The 19,206-nt window shown below is 64.9% G+C and carries 19 protein-coding genes; 8 read left to right on the top strand and 11 right to left on the bottom strand.

Going from position 1 to position 19,206, the window contains the following annotated elements; all coding sequences use genetic code 11:
- Positions 1-88 precede the first annotated feature (88 nt).
- Positions 89-1,066 carry a peptidyl-alpha-hydroxyglycine alpha-amidating lyase family protein gene (locus BM118_RS16735; RefSeq protein WP_092186630.1) on the top strand — a complete coding sequence of 326 codons (978 nt, stop codon included), beginning with the start codon at positions 89-91 and terminating at the stop codon, positions 1,064-1,066.
- Positions 1,067-1,202: 136 nt separating this feature from the next.
- Here the strand turns inward: BM118_RS16735 and BM118_RS42330 are convergent, their stop codons facing one another.
- The gene (locus BM118_RS42330; RefSeq protein ID WP_244550165.1) at positions 1,203-1,523 is read right to left on the bottom strand and encodes a Bug family tripartite tricarboxylate transporter substrate binding protein; all 321 of its coding nucleotides are present in this window, start codon (positions 1,521-1,523) and stop codon (positions 1,203-1,205) included.
- Complete coding sequence (locus BM118_RS42325; RefSeq protein ID WP_244550164.1) at positions 1,520-1,789, bottom strand: type 2 periplasmic-binding domain-containing protein; 270 nt, start codon at positions 1,787-1,789, stop codon at positions 1,520-1,522. Before BM118_RS42325 ends, BM118_RS42330 begins: the two co-directional genes overlap by 4 nt.
- Positions 1,790-1,951: 162 nt before the next feature.
- On the opposite strand from BM118_RS42325, the gene BM118_RS16720 reads away from it, so the two are divergent.
- On the top strand, positions 1,952-2,509 hold the full coding sequence (locus BM118_RS16720) for an HNH endonuclease (protein ID WP_018646514.1): 558 nt from the start codon (positions 1,952-1,954) through the stop codon (positions 2,507-2,509).
- Positions 2,510-2,524: 15 nt separating this feature from the next.
- On the opposite strand, the gene BM118_RS16715 is transcribed toward BM118_RS16720, so the two are convergent.
- Both BM118_RS16715 and BM118_RS16710 read right to left on the bottom strand, forming a co-directional pair.
- Positions 2,525-3,988: a GH1 family beta-glucosidase gene (locus tag BM118_RS16715; RefSeq protein WP_092186629.1), complete on the bottom strand. Its 1,464-nt coding sequence runs from the start codon at positions 3,986-3,988 to the stop codon at positions 2,525-2,527.
- Positions 3,989-3,990: 2 nt separating this feature from the next.
- The gene (locus BM118_RS16710; protein ID WP_092186628.1) at positions 3,991-4,992 is read right to left on the bottom strand and encodes a glycoside hydrolase family 16 protein; all 1,002 of its coding nucleotides are present in this window, start codon (positions 4,990-4,992) and stop codon (positions 3,991-3,993) included.
- 288 nt (positions 4,993-5,280) lie between these two features.
- Between BM118_RS16710 and BM118_RS16705 the strand changes: the two genes are divergently transcribed.
- The 3 genes from BM118_RS16705 (at position 5,281) to BM118_RS16695 (ending at position 8,419) form a co-directional block, all read left to right on the top strand.
- Positions 5,281-5,502 carry a dodecin gene (locus tag BM118_RS16705; RefSeq protein ID WP_092186627.1) on the top strand — a complete coding sequence of 74 codons (222 nt, stop codon included), beginning with the start codon at positions 5,281-5,283 and terminating at the stop codon, positions 5,500-5,502.
- A gap of 179 nt (positions 5,503-5,681) precedes the next feature.
- The gene (locus BM118_RS16700; protein ID WP_177234379.1) at positions 5,682-7,586 is read left to right on the top strand and encodes a sensor domain-containing diguanylate cyclase; all 1,905 of its coding nucleotides are present in this window, start codon (positions 5,682-5,684) and stop codon (positions 7,584-7,586) included.
- A gap of 242 nt (positions 7,587-7,828) precedes the next feature.
- Positions 7,829-8,419 carry an HAD family hydrolase gene (locus BM118_RS16695; protein WP_092187032.1) on the top strand — a complete coding sequence of 197 codons (591 nt, stop codon included), beginning with the start codon at positions 7,829-7,831 and terminating at the stop codon, positions 8,417-8,419.
- 24 nt (positions 8,420-8,443) lie between these two features.
- On the opposite strand, the gene BM118_RS16690 is transcribed toward BM118_RS16695, so the two are convergent.
- The 6 genes from BM118_RS16690 to BM118_RS16665 all read right to left on the bottom strand — a co-directional run bounded on the left by BM118_RS16690 (position 8,444) and on the right by BM118_RS16665 (position 15,746).
- Entirely contained in the window at positions 8,444-9,412 is a 969-nt protein-coding gene (locus BM118_RS16690; RefSeq protein ID WP_092186625.1) for an ABC transporter ATP-binding protein, read from the bottom strand.
- Positions 9,409-10,404: an ABC transporter ATP-binding protein gene (locus BM118_RS16685; protein WP_092186624.1), complete on the bottom strand. Its 996-nt coding sequence runs from the start codon at positions 10,402-10,404 to the stop codon at positions 9,409-9,411. The genes BM118_RS16690 and BM118_RS16685 overlap by 4 nt, the downstream gene beginning before the upstream one ends.
- Positions 10,404-11,321 (bottom strand): ABC transporter permease, encoded by a 918-nt coding sequence (locus BM118_RS16680; RefSeq protein WP_092186623.1) that lies wholly within the window; start codon positions 11,319-11,321, stop codon positions 10,404-10,406. Before BM118_RS16680 ends, BM118_RS16685 begins: the two co-directional genes overlap by 1 nt.
- Positions 11,287-12,246, bottom strand: coding sequence for an ABC transporter permease (locus BM118_RS16675; protein WP_092186622.1), 960 nt, complete (start codon positions 12,244-12,246; stop codon positions 11,287-11,289). The genes BM118_RS16680 and BM118_RS16675 overlap by 35 nt, the downstream gene beginning before the upstream one ends.
- 29 nt (positions 12,247-12,275) lie before the next feature.
- A complete protein-coding gene (locus tag BM118_RS16670) occupies positions 12,276-14,066 on the bottom strand; it encodes a peptide ABC transporter substrate-binding protein (RefSeq protein ID WP_092186621.1) in 1,791 nt (596 codons plus the stop codon).
- Between the two features lie 261 nt (positions 14,067-14,327).
- Complete coding sequence (locus tag BM118_RS16665) at positions 14,328-15,746, bottom strand: M20 family metallopeptidase (RefSeq protein ID WP_177234378.1); 1,419 nt, start codon at positions 15,744-15,746, stop codon at positions 14,328-14,330.
- A gap of 288 nt (positions 15,747-16,034) precedes the next feature.
- Here BM118_RS16665 and BM118_RS16660 point away from each other — a divergent pair, with 288 nt between their 5' ends.
- The 3 genes from BM118_RS16660 to BM118_RS16650 all read left to right on the top strand — a co-directional run bounded on the left by BM118_RS16660 (position 16,035) and on the right by BM118_RS16650 (position 18,394).
- Positions 16,035-17,006, top strand: coding sequence for a S1C family serine protease (locus BM118_RS16660; RefSeq protein ID WP_092186619.1), 972 nt, complete (start codon positions 16,035-16,037; stop codon positions 17,004-17,006).
- Between the two features lie 28 nt (positions 17,007-17,034).
- Positions 17,035-18,105 carry a carboxylesterase family protein gene (locus BM118_RS16655; RefSeq protein WP_092186618.1) on the top strand — a complete coding sequence of 357 codons (1,071 nt, stop codon included), beginning with the start codon at positions 17,035-17,037 and terminating at the stop codon, positions 18,103-18,105.
- An 82-nt stretch (positions 18,106-18,187) separates the two neighbouring features.
- Positions 18,188-18,394, top strand: coding sequence for a hypothetical protein (locus tag BM118_RS16650; protein WP_092186617.1), 207 nt, complete (start codon positions 18,188-18,190; stop codon positions 18,392-18,394).
- 81 nt (positions 18,395-18,475) lie between these two features.
- On the opposite strand, the gene BM118_RS16645 is transcribed toward BM118_RS16650, so the two are convergent.
- Positions 18,476-19,138, bottom strand: a complete 663-nt coding sequence (locus BM118_RS16645) for a DsbA family protein (RefSeq protein WP_177234377.1) — start codon at positions 19,136-19,138, stop codon at positions 18,476-18,478.
- Between the last annotated feature and the right edge of the window lie 68 nt (positions 19,139-19,206).

Below are 19,206 nucleotides of genomic sequence, written 5' to 3'. Positions count from 1 at the left end.
CCGGAATCCATTTATCCCCAGATATGCCGTACGATAGATTCCGGGCTCGCGACTTCGTCGCGCCCCGGAATGACAACAGGAGAAATCAATGCCAGCCATCCTCGGCACCGGCGAGCACCGCTATCGCGTCGTCGAAAATTTTGCGAAACTTCCCGATGGCTGGACGCTGACCGACGTTGCCTCCGTTGCGGTCGACAGCAAGGACCGCGTCTACGTCTTCAACCGCGGCGCCCATCCTATGGTGGTGCTGGATCGCGAGGGTAATTTCCTGCGCAGTTTTGGCGATGGCCTGTTCTCGCGCGCGCACGGCCTGCACATCGATGCCGACGACAATCTCTACTGCACCGACGACGGCGACCATACCGTGCGCAAATGCACCACCGACGGCAAGGTGCTGCTGACGATCGGAATCCCCGCAAAGCCGGCGCCGTTCATGAGCGGCGAGCCGTTCCACCGCTGCACCCACACGGCGCTGTCGCCGAAGGGCGAGATCTACGTCTCCGACGGCTACGGCAATGCGCGCGTGCACAAGTTCACGCCCGACGGCAAGCTGATCAAGAGCTGGGGCGAGCCGGGCACCGACCCCGGCCAGTTCAACATCGTGCACAACATCGCCACCGATTCCGATGGCTGGGTCTACGTCGCCGACCGCGAGAACCATCGCGTGCAGGTGTTCAATGGCGAGGGAAAATACGAGACGCAGTGGAACAACCTGCACCGGCCCTGCGCGCTGTGCTGCTGCGGCGGGGCTAGGAGCCCGACCTTCGTGATCGGCGAGCTCGGCCCCGGCCTCGATATCAACCGCAATGTGCCCAATCTCGGCCCGCGGCTGTCGATCGTCGATGCGCAAGGCAGACGCATCGCGCGGCTCGGCGGCGAAGAAGGGCCCGGCGTTGCGAGTGGCAAATTCCTCGCGCCGCACGGCATCGCACTGGATTCGAAGGGCGACATCTATGTCGGCGAGGTCGGCGTCACCAACTGGACGACGAGTTTTCCGGACCAGGAGATGCCGGCCGTGGTGCGCGCGACACGGTGCTTGCAGAAATTGGAGCGGGTGCGGGAGTAGCTACCCGTCGTTCTGGAGGTGCGCGTTGTTGAAGGTCCGCTTCCTCCCCAACGTCGTCCTGGCGAAAGCCAGGACCCATTACCCCAGGGAGTGGTTTGGCGAAGTCTGGTGGTCGTGCGGTACTGAGACTTGTCGATCACGGATGGATTCCGCGGTATGGGTCCTGGCTTTCGCCAGGACGACAGCGGAGGGTGTGGCCACGCCGACTGATATGTCGGCCGTCTGTACGTCGGCCGGCGCCGACCAACGCCTTGAAGTTCGACGCCGGCTCGATCATCGCGTCGATATGGCCGGCGACGAGGTCCTGCATCGCCGGGCCGTTGCCGCGATAGGGCACGAACTGGAATTGCGTACCGGTCTCCTTCTGGAGCGCGATGCCGGCGAGATGGCCGGTCGCGCCGACACCGGCGATGCCGACCGAGGCCTTGTCCGGATTGGCCTTCAGCCACGCGATCAATTGTTTGAGATCGTCCGCCGGCAGATTCTTGCGCGGCCGACGCCGAGCGAGCCAGCCGCACCGCCGACATTCTCGATCACGACCGGCTGCTTCAGCACGGCGTTGAGCTGTTCGCCGAGGAACCGCGCCAGGGTGTCGGTCGCCCCGCCCGCCGGGAACGGTATGATCATGGTGACGGGGCGCGCCGGATAATCCTCGGCCGCAGCAGACCAGATCGGCGCCGCGCCGAACACGGCCAGGAGCAACGCGGCGGGCCAGCCTCGCATGGACCCTCCCCGAATCGCGGCGTTTTTGAGCGTTTTGCCACCCCGCCGCCGCATTGCCTGCGCCTGAATAAGTCGCTCAACGGGCTTCACAATCCCGTCACGCTGCATGTAGTATGTCAGTACATGCTGCTTCGCAGCGTACATGGAGGCCGGGAGCGTTACTTGAACGCACATGTCTCGCAAGGCAGTTGGCCGGTGTTGGTGCTGAATGCGGACTTCCGGCCGCTGAGTTACTACCCACTGTCTCTGTGGTCGTGGCAGGACGCGATCAAGGCGGTGTTCCTCGACCGCGTCAACATCGTTGCGCATTACGATCAGGCGGTTCGAAGTCCCACGCTGGAGATGCAGCTGCCGAGCGTGGTCTCGCTCAAATCCTTCGTCAAGCCGACCACCCACCCCGCCTTCACCCGTTTCAACGTCTTCCTCCGCGACCGCTTCAATTGCCAATATTGCGGCTCGCCCGAAGACCTCACCTTCGATCACATCATCCCGCGCAGCAAAGGCGGCCAGACCACCTGGGAGAACGTGGTCGCGGCGTGCTCGCCCTGTAACCTACGCAAGGGCAACCTTACGCCGGCGCAGGCGAAGATGTTTCCGCGCCAGAGCGCCTTCGCACCGACCGTGCACCAGCTCCACCGCAACGGCCGCCTGTTCCCGCCGAACTATCTGCACGACAGCTGGCTGGACTATCTCTACTGGGATACCGAGCTGGATCCGTAGGATCGGCGCATCCACTCACACCCCGATCGCGTTCCGCGCCACCACGTCGCGATAGAACGCGGCACTCAGCTTCGGCACCCTCGCCTGCGTCTCGAAATCGACCCGGTACAGGCCGAAGCGTTTCCCGTAGCCGAAGATCCACTCGAAATTGTCCATCAGGCTCCACAGGAAGTAGCCGCGGATCGGCACGCCCTCCGCGACGGCGCGCTGCATCTGGGTCAGGTAGTTGCGCAGGAACATGATGCGGTCGAGGTCGTAGACCTGGCCGTCGGCGGAGATCTTGTCTTCCGACGAGGTACCGTTCTCGCTGATGTAGATGGTCTCGATGTTCCAGATCTTCGCGGCGAGGCGCGGCGCCCAGTAGATCACTTCGGGGCCGACCCGCAGCCATTCCGAATTCATGTGCGGGAACGAGGTGGGGAACGGCAGCACGTGGAAGCCGGGCGCGCGGTCCGAAGCGGTGACATAGAACTGCGGTGCGTAGATGTTGAGGCCGACGAAGTCGTTCGGCGTGCCGATGATCTTCAACTCCTCAGGCGTGAATTTCGGCGCATCCGCGCCGGCATAGGCGAGGAAGCCGTCGGTATACTTGCCCTCCAGCACCACGCCGAGGAAGCCGGCATTGAGCTCGCGCGTCGCGATCTCGGCGGCACGGATGTTTTCCGGCGTTGCGATCGCCGGCACGCAGGCCGCGATATTCTCGGCTGCGCCGACCCTTGTGCCGGCGCGCCCTGAGGCGCGGATCGCCTGCACGGCAAGCCCGTGCGCCAGCGCGACGTGATGACGCGCCTGGTTGAGCTGCGCGGCCGGCAGCTTCAGGCCCGGCGCGTCGATGCCCCAGCCGTAGCCGAAATTCACGAAGCGCCCGACCTCGTTCACGGTGAAGATGGTCTTGACCCGATCGGTCAAGCGCGCGGCGACGTAGGCGGCGTAATCGGCAAAGGCCTTCGAGGTGTCGCTCGACTGCCAGCCGCCGACGCGATCCTGGAGCGCCTGCGGCAGGTCCCAGTGATAGAGCGTGGCGTAGGGCTCGATGCCGTTTGCGAGCAGCTCGTCGACCAGGCGATTGTAGAAATCGAGCCCCCTGGGATGGGGCTGACCCGCCCCATCGGGAAACACCCGCGGCCATGCGATCGAGAAACGGTAGGCCTTGACGCCGAGCGCCTTGATCAGCGCGACGTCCTCCTTGTAGCGGTGATAATGCTCGTTGGCGCGGTCGCCGGTGGAGCCGTCCTCGATCTTGCCGGGCGTGTGGCTGAAAATATCCCAGATCGATTTGCCGCGGCCGTCCTCGTTGACGGCGCCTTCGATCTGGTAGGACGAGGTCGCGGTGCCCCACAAGAAATCCTTCGGGAAGGGCGCGCCGCGCTCGGCCGATGCCGGCGTTTCGCTCTCCGCAGCGCCGGCGCCCGTCGCCGCTCCCAGCGCGGCAAGGCCCGCGAGCTTGGCAAGATGACGCCGCGAGAAATCCGCTGACATATCTATCTCCGCGCCTGCTCCATCTCGATCTGATAGGCGGAAATCCGGTCGATCTCGAATGCGACGGCTGGCGGAGATTCCGCATCGACGGGACCGACGCCGATAAAGAACTTCGATCCGATCGCGAGATTGACGATCATGTACATGGGGTCGTCGAAGCCGATCGGCACCTTGATGTCGGACACCGGCTTGCGGTCGATGAAATAGACCAGGCGATCCTCCTCCCACAGCACACCATAATTGTGGAATGCGCTCGAAGCGTCGCCGACCGCGAAGTCGAAGCCGCAGGACTGGATCTTCTGGGTCGACGGAATCCGCCAATGCGTCGTCATCACGAGATCGCCCGGCCGCTCGCCCCGGCCTTCCAACACGTCGACCTCCGGCGGCCAGCCGCCGTCGTCCGCCAGCATCCAGAACGCCGGCCACACCGCATGGCCGACCGGGAGCTTGGCGCGGATTTCGAAATAGCCGTGCTTCTGCGCGAACGTGCCCTGCGTCGTCAGGATCCCGGAGATGTACTCGTTGTTGAACAGAACGGACTTCAATACCGGCGGCGTGCGGCGCGCGACGATCGAGAGCACGCCGTCCTTCACCTTGAACGGATCGAGCCCGAGCGGCGCCGCGGCGCGCCCCGAGTAGCGCGGATCGACATAGATCTGCTGCTCGCCATTGGCGCTAGTCTTGCGCTTGAAGTCGGAGCCGTCGCCGCCCCAGTAGCGCGCCTCCGGCCACGCCGCGCCGCCGGCATAGTGCGGCACCCAGCGTCCGCCCGACAGCGGATGCTCGTCGAAGTCCTCGTTGAACGTCCGCCGCAGCGGCAGGAAGATCAGCGAGGCAGGATTGACCGTTTCGAGCTTGCGGCATTCGATCATGGACGGATCGGTCGTCACTTGCAGCGACATAGTGCCGGGCGCGTCGTCGAGATCGTCCCGCACCGCACCCAGCACAGGCACGGCGGACAGACTGATTGCGACCAGAGCGCTCCTCGTCCAACGGCCGATCATCACTGCACATCGACGGTATAGGGAAACGGACCGAGGCTAACGCGCCCGCATTGGAGCGAGCAAGAGCGGCCATGCGGCGGCGGACGAATTTGGGGGTCCCGCCCGCACGCGCGAGCCATATTTTCGTGCACTTGCACAAACTGGACACCGCCACGGACCGCGTTCAGCAGGTGAACGCGGCCGATCGCCGGAGACGGAACCCGAGGCCCCGGCATCCGTTCAAGGTGGAGGCCGGATGTATCGCGACAGACCTATCCGGGCCCGTCACAGCACAAGGGGAGACGCGCCATGCCCACAGCCGAGAAGGATCACGTCTACAAGATCCTGGAACTGGTCGGATCATCCGAATCTTCGATCGAGGATGCGATCAAGAACGCGGTCAGCCGCGCCGCCAAGACCATCCGCGAGATGAAATGGTTCGAGGTGGTGCAGACGCGCGGCCACATCGAGAGCAACGCCGTGCGCCACTACCAGGTGACGCTACGCGTCGGGTTTACACTGGAAGAGTGAGGCAGCGACGCCAGGCGAATCCGGCGTGAGGTCAGCGTGGTTAACATCCTCCGACGATAACCCGTCGAAACATCGAGGACTGGTTCCGGCCGAATACGGGATTCACACAATCAGCGCGGATGACGCAACAGGCCGTTAAGGCCAAAGTGAGAGGTTTGCACCGAAATGGAGCAAGCCTGATGAGTACGGGCCGCGACCTCGGAAAGATGCGTCTTCCGCTCTGGGCGGCGGGTTTCGTCATGCTGACTTGCCTGGCCATCCTGGGCTTGAGCGGCTGGCGCGAATGGGAAACGCGCAATGCCGAGCTCAGAAACGCCGAAGTCGACGTGACCAATCTCGCGCATTCGCTGGTTCAGCATGCGGACGACACGTTCGAGCTCGTGGATACACTCCTGGTCGGGCTGGTCCATCGGCTCGAGCTCGATGGAACGGGTCCGGACACGATCGCAAAGCTCCAGGCCTATCTGCCGACCCGCAAATCTTCGGACCGCATCCGCGGTATCTTCGTCTATGACGCGACCGGCCGGTGGCTTGCCACAACCGAGCGCGTCGACTTCTCCAAGCTCAACAACAGCGACCGCGAATATTTCCAGCATCATCGGGACTCGACGGATCCGGGCACGCTGATCGGACGCCCCGTCAAGAGCCGCGCCGGGGGCCAATGGATCATCACCGCGTCCCGCCGGATCAACGATGCCGACGGCGGTTTCGCCGGCGTTGCCCTGCTCACGATCGACGTCAGCTACTTCGTCAAGTTCTACGAGCGCTTCAACTTCGGCCCGAACGGCTCGGCCTCGCTGCTCAACAATAGCGGCATCATGCTGGCGCGCAGCCGCGACGAGAGCGGCGCCTTCGTCGGCCGCGACCTGTCCAACGCGCCGTTGTTCAAGGGATGGGATAGCCGGCCGGCCGCGGCCGTCTACTATTTCACGTCGCCGCTCGATGGCGTGCAGCGGTTGAGCTACTACCAGCGCAGCAGCCGCTATCCCCTGATGGTGCTGGCGAGCAAGTCGCAGGACGACGTGCTGGCTCCCTGGCGACGCGCGGCGGCCATACGCATGACCTTCGTCTTTGGCCTCGTCCTGCTGATTGCCGTGATCGGCTACTACCTGGTCCGTCAGCTCTCGCAGCGACAGCGCATGGCACACGCCCTGGTCGCCCAGGAAGCTCATTTCCGCCTGTTGGCCGAGCAGTCCAGCGACATGGTGACCCGGATCGGGCTCGACAACCGGCTGATCTACGTTTCTCCGTCATGCGCGCGTATCATCGGCTGGTCGTCCGACGAACTGCTGGGCACGTCGGCCGTGGCCGGGGTTCACGCGGAGGACATGGAACGGGTCGAACAGGCGATTGCCGCGCTGAAGAACGGCGAGGCCGAGGAGGCGAGGTTCATCTATCGCCAGCGCCATCGCGACAAGGGCGAGATCTGGGCCGAGTCGGCCCTGCACGTGACGCGGGCCTCCGACAGCGGCGAGATCGACGGCGTCGTCGCGGTCGTGCGCGACATGACCGAGCAGAAGGACCTCCAGGACAAGCTCTCCTCGCTTGCAACGACCGATGGCCTGACCGGGCTCGCCAACCGGCGCGCATTCGACGAGCGACTTGCGGACGAATGGGGACGCGCCCGGCGCGATGGCACCCAACTCTCGCTCCTGCTGATCGACGTCGATCATTTCAAGGCGTTCAACGACCATTACGGACATTTGGCCGGCGACGGCTGCCTGCGCGCGCTGGGGCGGATCCTGTCCGCTCATGCCCGGCGGCCGGCCGACGTCGCCGCGCGCTACGGCGGCGAGGAGTTCGCCGTGCTGCTGCCGAACACCGATGCGGACGGCTGCGCCAGGGTCGGCGAGGAGATTCGCGGCGCGTTGCGCGACCTCGCCATGCTGCACGCGCAGAATCCGCCCTCACGGCTCGTCACGGTGAGCGTGGGCGCCGCGACGGCGTTTCCATCCGAGACCACGACCGACTCCAGCGCGCTGGTGGCGGCCGCCGACCGCGCGCTCTATGCCGCAAAGGAAAGCGGCCGCGACCGGCTGATCGTATCGGGACAGGTCGTGCCCTGGCCCGCGAAGAGCGCGTGACACAGTCGCCAACCTGGCAGGCGTAGCGAACGCTTGCCCTTGCCGGTGTAGCTGCGGGTCACGTTCGAGAACTCGCCTTCGAAACGCGCCGCCACCGACCAGGCCAGCATCGCAGCGATCGGCCCTTGCGCACCCGGATTTGTCGCCCGCGTTCGGGCGGGATATGACTCCGTCGCGGCCGGAGGTTCGGCCAATCCGAGAGTGCTGCTGTGACTGATGGGATCAAGCTCGTCCTCTTCGACATGGACAATGTCCTCTGCAACTACGACAGGGGACTGCGTGTCGCATGTCTGGCAAAGCTCGCGGGATCGACCAGCGAGCTCGTCCACGAGGCGATCTGGGACAGCGGCTTCGAATCGCTCGGCGATTCCGGCGCTCTCGATGCTGCGGATTATCTGCGAGGCTTCGGCGAGCGCATGGGCTATCCGCTGTCGCTCGACGAGTGGGTGGAGGCGCGGCGCCGCTCGATGCAGGCCGATCGCGCGATGCTGGAGATTGCCCGACGTCTGCGCGAAACCGTCGATATTGCCGTCCTGACCAACAATACCACGCTGGTCGCCGACCACATCGACACGCTGCTGCCGGACTTGCGGCCGCTGTTCGGCTCCCGGATCTACACCTCGGCCCAGTTCAAGACGGCAAAGCCGGACCCGCGCTGCTATCGCCTCTGCCTGACCGAACTCAACGTGATGCCGGGGACCGTGCTGTTCGTCGACGATCTCCCGGCCAATGTTGCCGGCGCGCGCGAGGCGGGCCTGTTCGCGCATCACCACACGTCGGTGCAGGCTTTCAGGCAGGCCCTCTCGGCGCACGGCCTGCTTCAGGACGAATGAATTCGCGTCCTGCTTTGCTCGGCGTCAGGCCAGATGGCACGCCACGAAATGGCCGCCCGCCCCCTCCTTAAGCTCCGGCGCGCTTTCCGCGCAGCGCGGCTGGGCGATCGGACAGCGGGTGTGGAAGTGGCAGCCTGACGGCGGCTTCATCGGGCTCGGCACGTCGCCCTTGAGGCGGATGCGCTCACGCTTGAGCTTGGGATCGGGCACCGGCACCGCTGATAACAGCGCCCTGGTGTAGGGATGCTGCGGGTTGCGGTAGAGGTCGCTGGCTTTCGCCAGCTCGACGATGCGGCCGAGATACATCACCGCGACGCGGTCGGAGATGTGCTCGACCACCGAGAGGTCGTGCGCAACGAAGAGATAAGTGAGGTTCAGCTCGGCCTGGAGGTCTTCCAGCAGATTGATGACCTGGGCCTGGATCGACACGTCGAGCGCGGAGACCGGCTCGTCGCAGACGATCAGCTTCGGCTCGACCGCGAGCGCGCGCGCGATCACGATGCGCTGGCGCTGGCCGCCGGAGAATTCGTGCGGGTAGCGGCGCATGTGCTCGGCCTTGAGCCCGACCTTGACCAGCAGGCTTGCGACGCGCTCCTCCCGCTCTTTGGCCGATGAGCCGAGCTTATGGATGATGAGCGCCTCGCCGAGAATCGCACCCACCGTCATGCGCGGATTGAGCGAGGCAAACGGATCCTGGAACACGAGCTGCATGTTCCGCCGCATCGCGCGCAGATCGTTGCCACCGAGCTGGCGCACGTCCTGACCGTCGAACACGACTTCGCCGTCGGTCGGCTCGATCAGGCGCAGCACGCAGCGCCCCGTCGTCGACTTGCCGCAGCCGGATTCACCGACGAGACCGAGCGTCTCGCCGCGATTGACCGAGAAGGACACGCCGTCGACCGCATAGACGCTGCCGACCTGGCGCGACAGCAAGCCGCCAAGAACCGGGAAATGTTTCTTCAGACCGCTGACGCGGAGCAAGGGTTCGCTCATGACGCCGCTCCCAACTGCGTATCCCCCAAGTGACAGGCCATGCGGTGGCCGGGCGAGACCTCGCGGAGCAGCGGCTCCTTCTCGGTGCAGACATTCATGGCAAACTTGCAGCGCGGCGCGAAGCGGCAGCCGACCGGCGGATTGATCAGGATCGGCACCGAGCCGCCGATCGCCTCCAGCCGCGCCTTGTGCTCGCTGTCGAGGTCGATGCGCGGGATCGAGCGGATCAACCCTTGGGTATAGGGATGGCGGGGATCGGCGAAGAGATCGTCGACGCTCGCCTCCTCCACCACCTTGCCGGCATACATCACGACGACGCGCTGCGCGGTCTCGGCGACGACGCCCATGGCATGGGTGATCAGCATCACCGCCATGCCGAAGCGTTCCTTCATGTCCTGGAGCAGGTCGAGGATCTGCGCCTGGATAGTGACGTCGAGCGCGGTGGTGGGCTCGTCGGCGATGATCAGCTTCGGCTTGCAGGCGAGCGCCATCGCGATCATCACGCGCTGGCGCATGCCGCCGGAGAACTGGTGCGGGTAGTTGTGCACGCGGCCTTCGGCGTTGGGGATCTGCACCAGCTTCAGCATCTCGATGGTGCGCTCGAGCGCCTGCTTCTTCGTCACGGCTTCATGACGGCGCAGGCTCTCGGCGATCTGCTCGCCGACGGTGAGCACGGGGTTGAGCGATGTCATCGGCTCCTGGAAGATGAAGCCGATCTCCTTGGCGCGGATCTCGTCGAGCTGATTGCTCGTCAGCGGCACGAGATCGCGGCCTTCGAAGATGATCTGGCCGGCCGCGATGCGGCCGGGCGGCATCGCGATCAGTTTCAGGATCGACATCGCCGTCACGGTCTTGCCGCAGCCGGACTCGCCGACGACGCAGAGCGTCTCGCCGCGGTTGATGGAGATGTCGACGCCGTCGACGGCCTGCAAGATGCCGTCGTCGGTGGAGAAATGGGTTTTCAGGCCCTTGATCTCGAGCAGCGGCGCCATCAGATCACCCGTCGCGCATCGAGCGCGTCACGCAAGCCGTCGCCGATGAAGTTGATGGCGACCACGGCGATGAAGATCGCGCCGCCCGGAAACAGCGCCCAGTGCGGGCCGATGTCGAGGAAGTCCTTGGCGTCGTACAGCAGCCGCCCCCAGGTCGGGGTATCGGGCGGGAAGCCGAGGCCGAGGAACGACAGCGTCGATTCGGCGATGATGGCGGCGGCAACGTCGATGGTGCCGGCGATGATCACCGGACCGAGCGCGTTGGGCAGGATGTGGCGCACCACCTGCCGCACCGGGCTGGCGCCGAGCGCGCGCGCGGCTTCGACGAACTCCTTTTCGCGGATCGACAGGAACTGCGCGCGCACGAGGCGGGCGACCGGCATCCAGCGCAGGCCCCCGATCACGAGCACGATCAGGATGAAGATGCCGCCCTCGGGGCCGAACGCGGCCTTGAGCCCGTCGCGGAACAGATAGATCAGCAGCAGCAGCAGCGGCAGCTGCGGCAGCGACAGGAAGAGATCGGTAAGCCACATCAACCCGTGACCGAGCGCACCGCGCGACATGCCGGCAAGCGCACCGATCAGCACGCCGACGAACACCGAGACCAGCATCGCGGCGAGGCCGACCGCGAGCGAGATGCGCCCGCCGTAGATCATGCGGGCGAGGATGTCCTGCCCGAGATCGTCGGTGCCGAAGGGATGGGCGAGCGAGGGCCCCTGCATGCCCGCCACGATGTCGATGTCGTCGATCTTGACCCGCCAGACGAAGGGGCCGGCGACCACCGCCAGCACCAGAATGAGGAGCAGGAACGCACTGACCACGGCAAGCTTGTGGCGGCTATAGCGCCGCCACGTCTCGCGCCAGGGCGAGTAGACGCGCCGCTCAGCGGAGGGAGATGCGAGGGTCAAGCCAGCCATACAGGACGTCCGCGATGAGATTGAACAGGACCACAAGGCACGCGAAGACGAAGGTAACGGCCATCACCACCGGCGTGTCGTTGGAAAGGATGGAGGAGATCAGCAACGAGCCGATGCCGGGGATGCGGAAGATCTGCTCGGTGACGATGGCGCCGCCGAACACCGCCGGCATCTGGAGCGCGATCAGCGTGACGACCGGGATCATCGCATTGCGCATCACATGCTTGACGATGACCTTGGCCTGCCCGAGTCCCTTGGCGCGCGCCGTGGTGACGTAGTCGAGCCGGATCACGTCCAACATCGCCGAGCGCACGAAGCGCGTCATCGACGCCGCCTGGAACAGGCCGAGCACCGCCACCGGCATGATCGCCTGCCGGATCATCTCCAGCACCCAGCGGATGCCGGTGGCCTTGATGTCGCTGGAATAGACGAAGGGCAGCCAGTCCAGCGTGACCGAGAAGATCAGGATGAACAGGATGCCGGTGAAGAAGGTGGGCAGCGAGAAACCGACGAAGGCCAGTACGTTGGCGATCTGGTCAAACAGCGAATACGGCTTGGTCGCCGCGTAGACGCCGACCGGAATCGCGATCAGGAGCGCCAGGATCTGCGCCGAGCCGATCACATAGAGCGTCGCCGGCAGGCGCTGGAGGATGAGCGTATCGACGTCCATCCGGCTGACGAAGGAAAAACCCCAATCGCCATGCGCCATGGCGGAGAGCCAGTGCAGGTAGCGCAGATAGATCGGATCGTCGAGGCCGAACTTCGCCCGAAGCGCGGCAGCGACTTCGGGCGGTACGTTCGGATTGGTCGCCAGTTCCGAAAAGGGATCGCCGGGGGCGAGCGCCAGCACGACGAACAGCACGAGCGAAATGCCGAGCAGGCTCGGAATGGCGATCAGCAGGCGACGCAGGACATATTGACTCATAGGGAAAGACCCCGCCTAGGCCCGCGCGATCATGCCTCCCGGTACCAGTCGAACAGGTTGTCGGTCTCGTTCGCCCAACCGCTGACCACGCAAACCAGGTTGTTGGCAGCGGCCTCCACCTTGAGGCGATGCTGCACCGGGATGAACACAGTGTCGCCGATCAGGATATCGTTGGCCTTGATGTAGAGCGAAGCGCGCTTGACGGGATCCATCTCCCCTTCCGCGGCCAGGATCGTGGCGTCATACTCCTTGTTGACGTAGCGCGGGAAATTCTGCCCCTGCCACTTGTTCTCCTTGGTCGCCACGTTCGCCGACATATAGCGCCGCATGTGCTGGGACGGATCCGGCTGGCTCATCGGGATCTGGAACATCTCCATGTCGGCATAGAACTTCGGGTAGATGTCGGGATTGCCGGCGTCGGAGGAGAAGAACACCGAGGCGACGACCGATTTCAGCTCGACGTCGATGCCCGCCTTCTGGCAGGCCTGCTTGACGATGGCCTGGGTCTTCTGGCGCGGGCCATTGATCGAGGTCTGGTACAGAAGCTTCAGCTTCTTGCCGTCCTTCTCGCGGATGCCGTCCGCACCAGGTTTCCAGCCGGCGTCATCCAGCATCTTCGACGCCTTCTCGATGCTGAATTCCCAGCTCGTGTTCTTGGAGACGAACTTTTCGGGGCCGTTGAGGAAGTTCGCCGTGGTGCGGCCTGCGCGGCCGTAGATCACCTTCTTCACCGCTTCACGATCGACCAGCAGCGCCAGCGCCTTGCGCACGGCGGGATCGGAGAACAGCGGGTGCTTCGTCTTCATCGAAGAGCGCTCGCCATCGACCTCGGTGTTCGGGTCGGTGAAATTCAGCGCGATGAACTCGGTGTCTCCGCCCACGGCGTAGATGGCCTTGCCCTTGCCGCCCTTCTCCAGGCGCAGCAGCACGTCGTCTTCCACCTGGATGTTATAGCCGAAATCGTATTCGCCGGTCTGGATCACCGCACGCGCCGCCGAGACGGCGTCGCCGCCGCCCTTCATTTCGAGCGTGTCGAAATACGGGCGGTTCGGCATGTGATAGTCGGGATTGAGCTCACCACGGACGAGATCGCCCGGCTTGAACTCGAGGAATTTGTACGGGCCGGTGCCGACCGGCGAGAGGTTGTTCGGCGCCTCACGCGACTTGGCGCCCTTGTAATCCGCGAACAGATGTTTGGGGATGATGGAGTTCGGCGCCCCGACGAAAGCATCGGCCCAGAACGGCGTCGGCTTGTTGAAGAGGATGCGGACGGTGAGGTCATCCACCTTCTCAACGACGATGTCGCGATAGGTCGCAATCGTGACCGCGGAGGTCGCGGGATCCTTGGAGTATTCCCAGTTGAACACGACGTCGTCGGCGCTGAACGGCTTGCCGTCATGCCATTTGACGCCGGGCTTGAGCTTCCAAGTCACCGACTTGCCGTCGGCGGCGAGGCCGCCGTTCTGGATCGATGGGATTTCGGCGGCCAGAACCAGCTTCATGTTGCCGTCCGGATCCCAACAGGCAAGCGGCTCGTAGAACAGGCGCGAACCGTCCTGGTCCTTGGTGCCGGTGGCGAAATGCGGATTGAGCAGGGTCGGCCCCTGCCACCACAACAGCTTCAGCGCACCGCCGCCGCCGCGCTTGGTCGGCTTGTAGGTCGAAACGCCCTCCGCCATGGCGACGCCGCCCAGCGCGAGGATCTGGTTGGCCAGCGGGGCAGTCAGACCGACAGCGGCGAGACGCTGGATGAAGGCACGGCGATCCATCCGTCCGTCCTTCACCTGGCCGATCATCGAACGCAGTTCTTTATCCAGCATGGTTGTCCCCCGTCTGGTTCCCGAATGGATGCAGGCGGCCGCGATGCGACCGCCGGGTTTTGTCTGGCCGTAGATGGCACACTGAATAGGCCGCCCGTCAACTGCGACCGTGTGTATGCAAACAGTGTTCTGGCTGTCCGTTGGGCAAAACTGCGTTCCGCAGCCCAAGCGTTCGGCAATCCGGCGTCAAAACACGCCGAAATCCACGTTGCACTGCGAAAAATTTGTTCGCCGGATCAGACGAAGTATCGAGACGAAATTCTACACCACGGACATAGTCAGTGGCGGCGCGACGTGGTCCGGCAGCGGACAGACATAAGGCGTCTTGGCTGTCCGCCTCACAAGGTCGGCTTTCGCGGCCTTGATCAGCTCCGGTTCCGTCAGCGCCTTGATGCCGATACCCGCCATCGCCTTGGCCGCCTGCACCATGGCCTTGTGGGCATGCGGGCTCTTACCCTGCGCCACCACCTGCCAGGTGTGGAACGGAGTGCCGATTGCAACCGTTGGTGCGTGAACCTGCACCGTCGGGACCACCCAGCTCACATCGCCGACGTCGGTCGAGCCGACCAGCGGGTTGCGCTTGGCATCGAGCGGCACCAGGAAGTCGGCCAGCGGCCGATCGGTCGGCTCCATCCCGATCGCGTAGTAGACCGAGGCGATGTCCTTGTCGCTCAGCGTCGATCGGATCTGGGTGGCAAACCCCTTGTCCGTGTCGTCGAAATGCGGCGGTCCGAGCTCTTCCATGACCCGATGCAGCGCCTGCTCCAGCGGCGTATTCGGCAGAATGTTGGAGACCGCGGAGATGATCTTCATCTCCACCTTGGTCTCGGTCATCAGCGCCGCGCCCTCTGCGATCTTGCTCACGCGTCCGACCAGCTCGTTCATGCCGGGCAGGTCGCGCGCGCGGATCGAGTAGCGCACGCGCGCATGCGCCTGCACCACGTTGGGCGCAATGCCGCCTGTGTCGAGCAGCGCGTAGTGCACCCGCGCGTCGCTCGGCATGTGCTCGCGCATGTAGTTCACGCCGACATTCATCAGCTCCACCGCATCGAGCGCGGAACGGCCGAGATGCGGCGAGGCCGCGGCGTGCGAGGTGCGGCCGGTGAAGATGAAGTCGGCCCGCGTGTTGGCGAGCGACGGCGTCACCGCCACTTCCCAGAAGCTGTGCGGATGCCAGGTGATGGCGATGTCGGCGTCTTCGAACGCACCGGAGCGCACCATGAACGCCTTTGCCGCGCCGCCTTCTTCTGCCGGACAGCCGTAGTAGCGCACGCGGCCCGGTACCTTGTTCTCGGCGAGCCAGTCCTTCACCGCGGTCGCGGCGAGCAGCGCCGCGGAACCGAGCAGATTGTGACCGCAGCCATGGCCGTGGCCGCCGGTCTCGACGGGACGGTGTTCCGCCACGCCCGCCTCCTGGCTGAGGCCAGGCAGCGCGTCATATTCCCCCATGAAGGCGATGACCGGTCCGCCCTCGCCCCATTCGCCGATCAGCGCGGTCGGGATGCCGGCGACGTTCTCGGTGATACGGAAGCCCTGATGGCGCAGCTCGGCGAGATGCTCGGCGGCGGACCGCGCCTCGGTGTAACAAACCTCCGGCATGCCCCAGACCTTGTCGCTGAGGTCGATGAAACGCGCCTTGATCGTGTCGACGCCACGCCAGATGTCGCTGCGGTTATCCATGCTTCGGTCCGTGATCTCTTGGTCAAACGAAGCGGCAATGGTTAGCAGCTTCAATGCACGGCGCCTAGCACCTCGCCGGACAGCAGCCATGCGGCGGATGCCGGATCGAAGGCCCGCCGGCCGCCGACCGCGCGCGAAACGATCCCGCCTCTTTCGAAGATTTCACACCGCGTTCTGCGGAATAGTTGAGGAACGAGGCTTTCAAGACGGCCTTCTCCGGCCTAAATTATGCGTGCTTCGCGCGTCGTCCCGCTAGCCACGGCGGAGCCACTCAGCCAGGAGAACTCCATGCCCGCCCTGACCGAATGGAGAGTGCCGCCGGCCAATCAGCCGCGTGCGAGCGATTACGGTTTCGATCTCGACCGCGCGCTCGCGTCCGTCGTCGGCCTGCACGCCATCATTCCGCCCGACGCGTTCAGCGCCGAGACGCTGGGCACCGAGCGCGCCGGCAACGGCGTCGTGATCGACGACGGGCTGGTGCTGACCATCGGCTATCTCATCACCGAGGCGGAATCGGTGTGGCTGCACCTCGCAGACGGGCGCGTCGTCGAAGGACATGCCCTGGGTTTTGATTCCGTCACCGGCTTCGGCCTCGTGCAGGCGCTGGGTGAGCTCGACGTCGACCCCTTGCCGCTCGGAAACTCGGCGGAGACCCGGGTCGGCGACCGCGTCGTGGTCGGCGGCGCCGGCGGCCGCACGCGATCGGTTGCGAGCCAGATCGTGGCCAAGCAGGAATTCACCGGCTACTGGGAATATCTGCTGGATGAGGCTGTCTTCACCTATCCCGCGCACCCGAACTGGGGCGGCACCGGTTTGCTCAACGAGCGCGGCGAGTTGATCGGCATCGGCTCGCTTCAGCTCGAGCGCGAACGCGACGGCAAGGCCGAGCACGTCAACATGATCGTGCCGATAGACCTGTTGAAGCCGATCCTGGAGGATCTGCGCAAGTTCGGCCGCGTCAACAAGCCGTCGCGGCCCTGGCTCGGACTCTATTCGACCGAGATCGACAACCGCGTGGTGGTGATCGGAATCTCCGCCAATGGTCCGGCCGCCCGCGCCGAGCTCAAGACCGGCGACGTCATCCTCGCCGTGGACGGCGAGAAGATCACGAGCCAGACCGCCTTCTACAAGAAGATGTGGGCGCTCGGCGCCGCCGGCGTCGACGTGCCGCTCACCGTGCATCATGAAGGCGTCACCTTCGACGTCTCGGTGACCTCGACCGACCGCTTCAAGCTGTTGAAGGCGCCGAAGCTGCACTGACCGGCCGAACTGAAGCAAGGAAGCGGCGATGACCGAGGCCGTCGTTGACGACATCGTGGCCGTACTGCCGCCGCTGCTCGATGCGCTGGAGGCGCTCGGCTTCTTCGCCCGCAACCTGCATCCGCCGGGCTTCGCCTCCGTGATGAACGCGATCGGTGCGCCGGACGACGCGCTGCAAGCGGCGCGCGCCGCGATCGGCGCCTGGCCTGAACAATTCGCCGGCTTGCGCAACCGGCTCGATGGTGCCTGCAACGAGACGCTCGCCGCCTTTGCCGGCATTCGCGAGGTCGAGCGCGGCAACGGCGATCTCGTCGCCGTCTTCCGCGCACTGCGCCACGTGCCGCGCGCGCTGGAGGCGCTTTATCCGCTTGCAGTGCAGTTTCCGCCGGTAAGCAGCTTCTTCCTCAACGCCGCGAGGCGCGAGGATGAGAACCTGCTGGCACGGCTCGAGGCCGGCGCGGGCGAGCACACCGGCATCTTCCACGATCGCAACGAGCCCGGCAGCCGCGGCGGCTTCTCGGTCTATGTCCCCGAATATTACACGCCCGATCGCGCCATGCCGCTGGTGATGGCGCTGCATGGCGGCAGCGGCAATGGCCGTGGCTTCCTGTGGAGCTGGTTACGCGATGCCCGCAGCCTGGGTGCGATCCTGGTGGCGCCGACCGCGACCGGTCAAACCTGGGCGCTGATGGGCGACGACGCCGACACGCCCAACCTCATGCGCATCCTCGAGACCGTGCGCAGCCGCTGGACCATCGACGGCTCGCGCATGCTGCTGACCGGCATGAGCGACGGAGGCACCTTCTGCTACGTCAGCGGGCTCGATGGCGCCTCGCCCTTTACGCATCTCGCGCCGGTGGCGGCGACCTTCCACCCGCTGATGGCGGAGATGGCGGATGCTGCGCGCCTGCAGCGCCTGCCGATCTTCATCACCCACGGCAAGCTCGACTGGATGTTTCCGGTGCAGACCGCGCGGCAGACGCAAGCGGCGCTCTCCGCCGCCGGCGCCGACGTCATTTATCGCGAGATCGACGATCTCAGCCACACCTATCCGCGCGAGATCAATGCGAAGCTGCTGGAGTGGCTGAACGGAGAATGAACAACCTCTCCTTAGATGCGCCGCATCGCCGCGGAACCATCGCGCCGTGCCGACGTTATCGGCGCGACACCGGAGGTTCGCTATGAAGACTTTTTTCGGAATGATTTTGGGCGCCCTGCTTCTCGCGGGCGGCGTCTATGTCTATGATTCCATGCCGACCTCATCCGTCGCCAATGGCGAGGTCGCGACCACCAATCGCACCATCGTGAACTGGGATGTCGCCAAGGCCGACTGGGATGCGCTGCGCGATCGCGCGCACAAGGATTGGGTCCGCATCTCGTCGAAGTAACGTTGCTGACATCATGAACAAGGCGCCGTCGCGGTCCGCGGCGGCGCCTTTGTGTTGGCCGTGTCAGTTGCGGCGAGCGCCTTAGTTCATCTTGGCCTTGCGCGCATCGGCGATGACCTGCTCGAACTCGGTCATGCTGAGCACGCCGGGCACGCGGTACTTGCCGACGATGAACGAAGGAGTGCCGCGGAAGCCGAAGGCTTCGGCCTGCTCGTTGTTGCGCTTGAGGATGGCGTCGATGTCCTTGGCGTGGTCGGTGAGATCGCGTTTCAACCGGTCCATGTCGACGCCGGCAGCAGCCAGAAGCTCATTGATGCGCGGCTCGGTCAGGCGGGAGCTGACGCCCATCATGGCGTCATGGGCCTGATGGTACTTGTCCTGGAATTTGGCCGCGAGCGCGATCCGCGCCGCCGTGACCGACACCGGCCCGAGGATCGGCCAGTCCTTCATCACCAGCCTCACCTTGCCGTCGTCCTGGACGACCTGGCGCAGCTCGGGCTCGAGCTTGCGGCAATAGGGGCAATTGTAGTCGGACCATTCGACGATGGTGATATTGCCGTCGGGATTGCCGGCGACGGGCGTGTCCGGATCGCGCAGCACCTTGGTTTCGGTCAGCACCTCGTCATCGCCTGTGGCGGCCAGCACCGAGGTGATGCCGCCCGCGGCGAGCGCGCCCGCCCCGATCAGCGTCAGCGCCGCACGCCGCGTCGGTACCAAGAGGCCCTTATTCCTGAATCCGGTCATATCTCGTCCCATTTCGGTCCCATCGCAGCAAATACGGTTGGAGACCGGGAAGTGTTACGCTTCATATA

It is taken from the genome of Bradyrhizobium sp. cf659, from assembly GCF_900113725.1.
Classification (GTDB): Bacteria; Pseudomonadota; Alphaproteobacteria; order Rhizobiales; family Xanthobacteraceae; genus Bradyrhizobium.
This window is presented reverse-complemented; position numbering and strand designations above follow the sequence as displayed.

Excerpts from the sequence above, each read along its gene's own strand:
- BM118_RS16715 (WP_092186629.1), bottom strand. The coding sequence starts at position 3,988 with ATGTCAGCGGATTTCTCGCGGCGTCATCTTGCCAAGCTCGCGGGCCTT.
- BM118_RS16650 (WP_092186617.1), top strand. The coding sequence starts at position 18,188 with ATGAAGACTTTTTTCGGAATGATTTTGGGCGCCCTGCTTCTCGCGGGC.
- BM118_RS16655 (WP_092186618.1), top strand. The coding sequence starts at position 17,035 with ATGACCGAGGCCGTCGTTGACGACATCGTGGCCGTACTGCCGCCGCTG.
- BM118_RS16710 (WP_092186628.1), bottom strand. The coding sequence starts at position 4,992 with ATGATCGGCCGTTGGACGAGGAGCGCTCTGGTCGCAATCAGTCTGTCC.
- BM118_RS16695 (WP_092187032.1), top strand. The coding sequence starts at position 7,829 with ATGGACAATGTCCTCTGCAACTACGACAGGGGACTGCGTGTCGCATGT.
- BM118_RS42325 (WP_244550164.1), bottom strand. The coding sequence starts at position 1,789 with ATGCGAGGCTGGCCCGCCGCGTTGCTCCTGGCCGTGTTCGGCGCGGCG.
- BM118_RS16690 (WP_092186625.1), bottom strand. The coding sequence starts at position 9,412 with ATGAGCGAACCCTTGCTCCGCGTCAGCGGTCTGAAGAAACATTTCCCG.
- BM118_RS16680 (WP_092186623.1), bottom strand. The coding sequence starts at position 11,321 with ATGGCTGGCTTGACCCTCGCATCTCCCTCCGCTGAGCGGCGCGTCTAC.
- BM118_RS16675 (WP_092186622.1), bottom strand. The coding sequence starts at position 12,246 with ATGAGTCAATATGTCCTGCGTCGCCTGCTGATCGCCATTCCGAGCCTG.
- BM118_RS16685 (WP_092186624.1), bottom strand. The coding sequence starts at position 10,404 with ATGGCGCCGCTGCTCGAGATCAAGGGCCTGAAAACCCATTTCTCCACC.
- BM118_RS16665 (WP_177234378.1), bottom strand. The coding sequence starts at position 15,746 with ATGGATAACCGCAGCGACATCTGGCGTGGCGTCGACACGATCAAGGCG.
- BM118_RS16670 (WP_092186621.1), bottom strand. The coding sequence starts at position 14,066 with ATGCTGGATAAAGAACTGCGTTCGATGATCGGCCAGGTGAAGGACGGA.
- BM118_RS16705 (WP_092186627.1), top strand. The coding sequence starts at position 5,281 with ATGCCCACAGCCGAGAAGGATCACGTCTACAAGATCCTGGAACTGGTC.
- BM118_RS16645 (WP_177234377.1), bottom strand. The coding sequence starts at position 19,138 with ATGACCGGATTCAGGAATAAGGGCCTCTTGGTACCGACGCGGCGTGCG.
- BM118_RS16735 (WP_092186630.1), top strand. The coding sequence starts at position 89 with ATGCCAGCCATCCTCGGCACCGGCGAGCACCGCTATCGCGTCGTCGAA.
- BM118_RS16700 (WP_177234379.1), top strand. The coding sequence starts at position 5,682 with ATGAGTACGGGCCGCGACCTCGGAAAGATGCGTCTTCCGCTCTGGGCG.
- BM118_RS16660 (WP_092186619.1), top strand. The coding sequence starts at position 16,035 with ATGCCCGCCCTGACCGAATGGAGAGTGCCGCCGGCCAATCAGCCGCGT.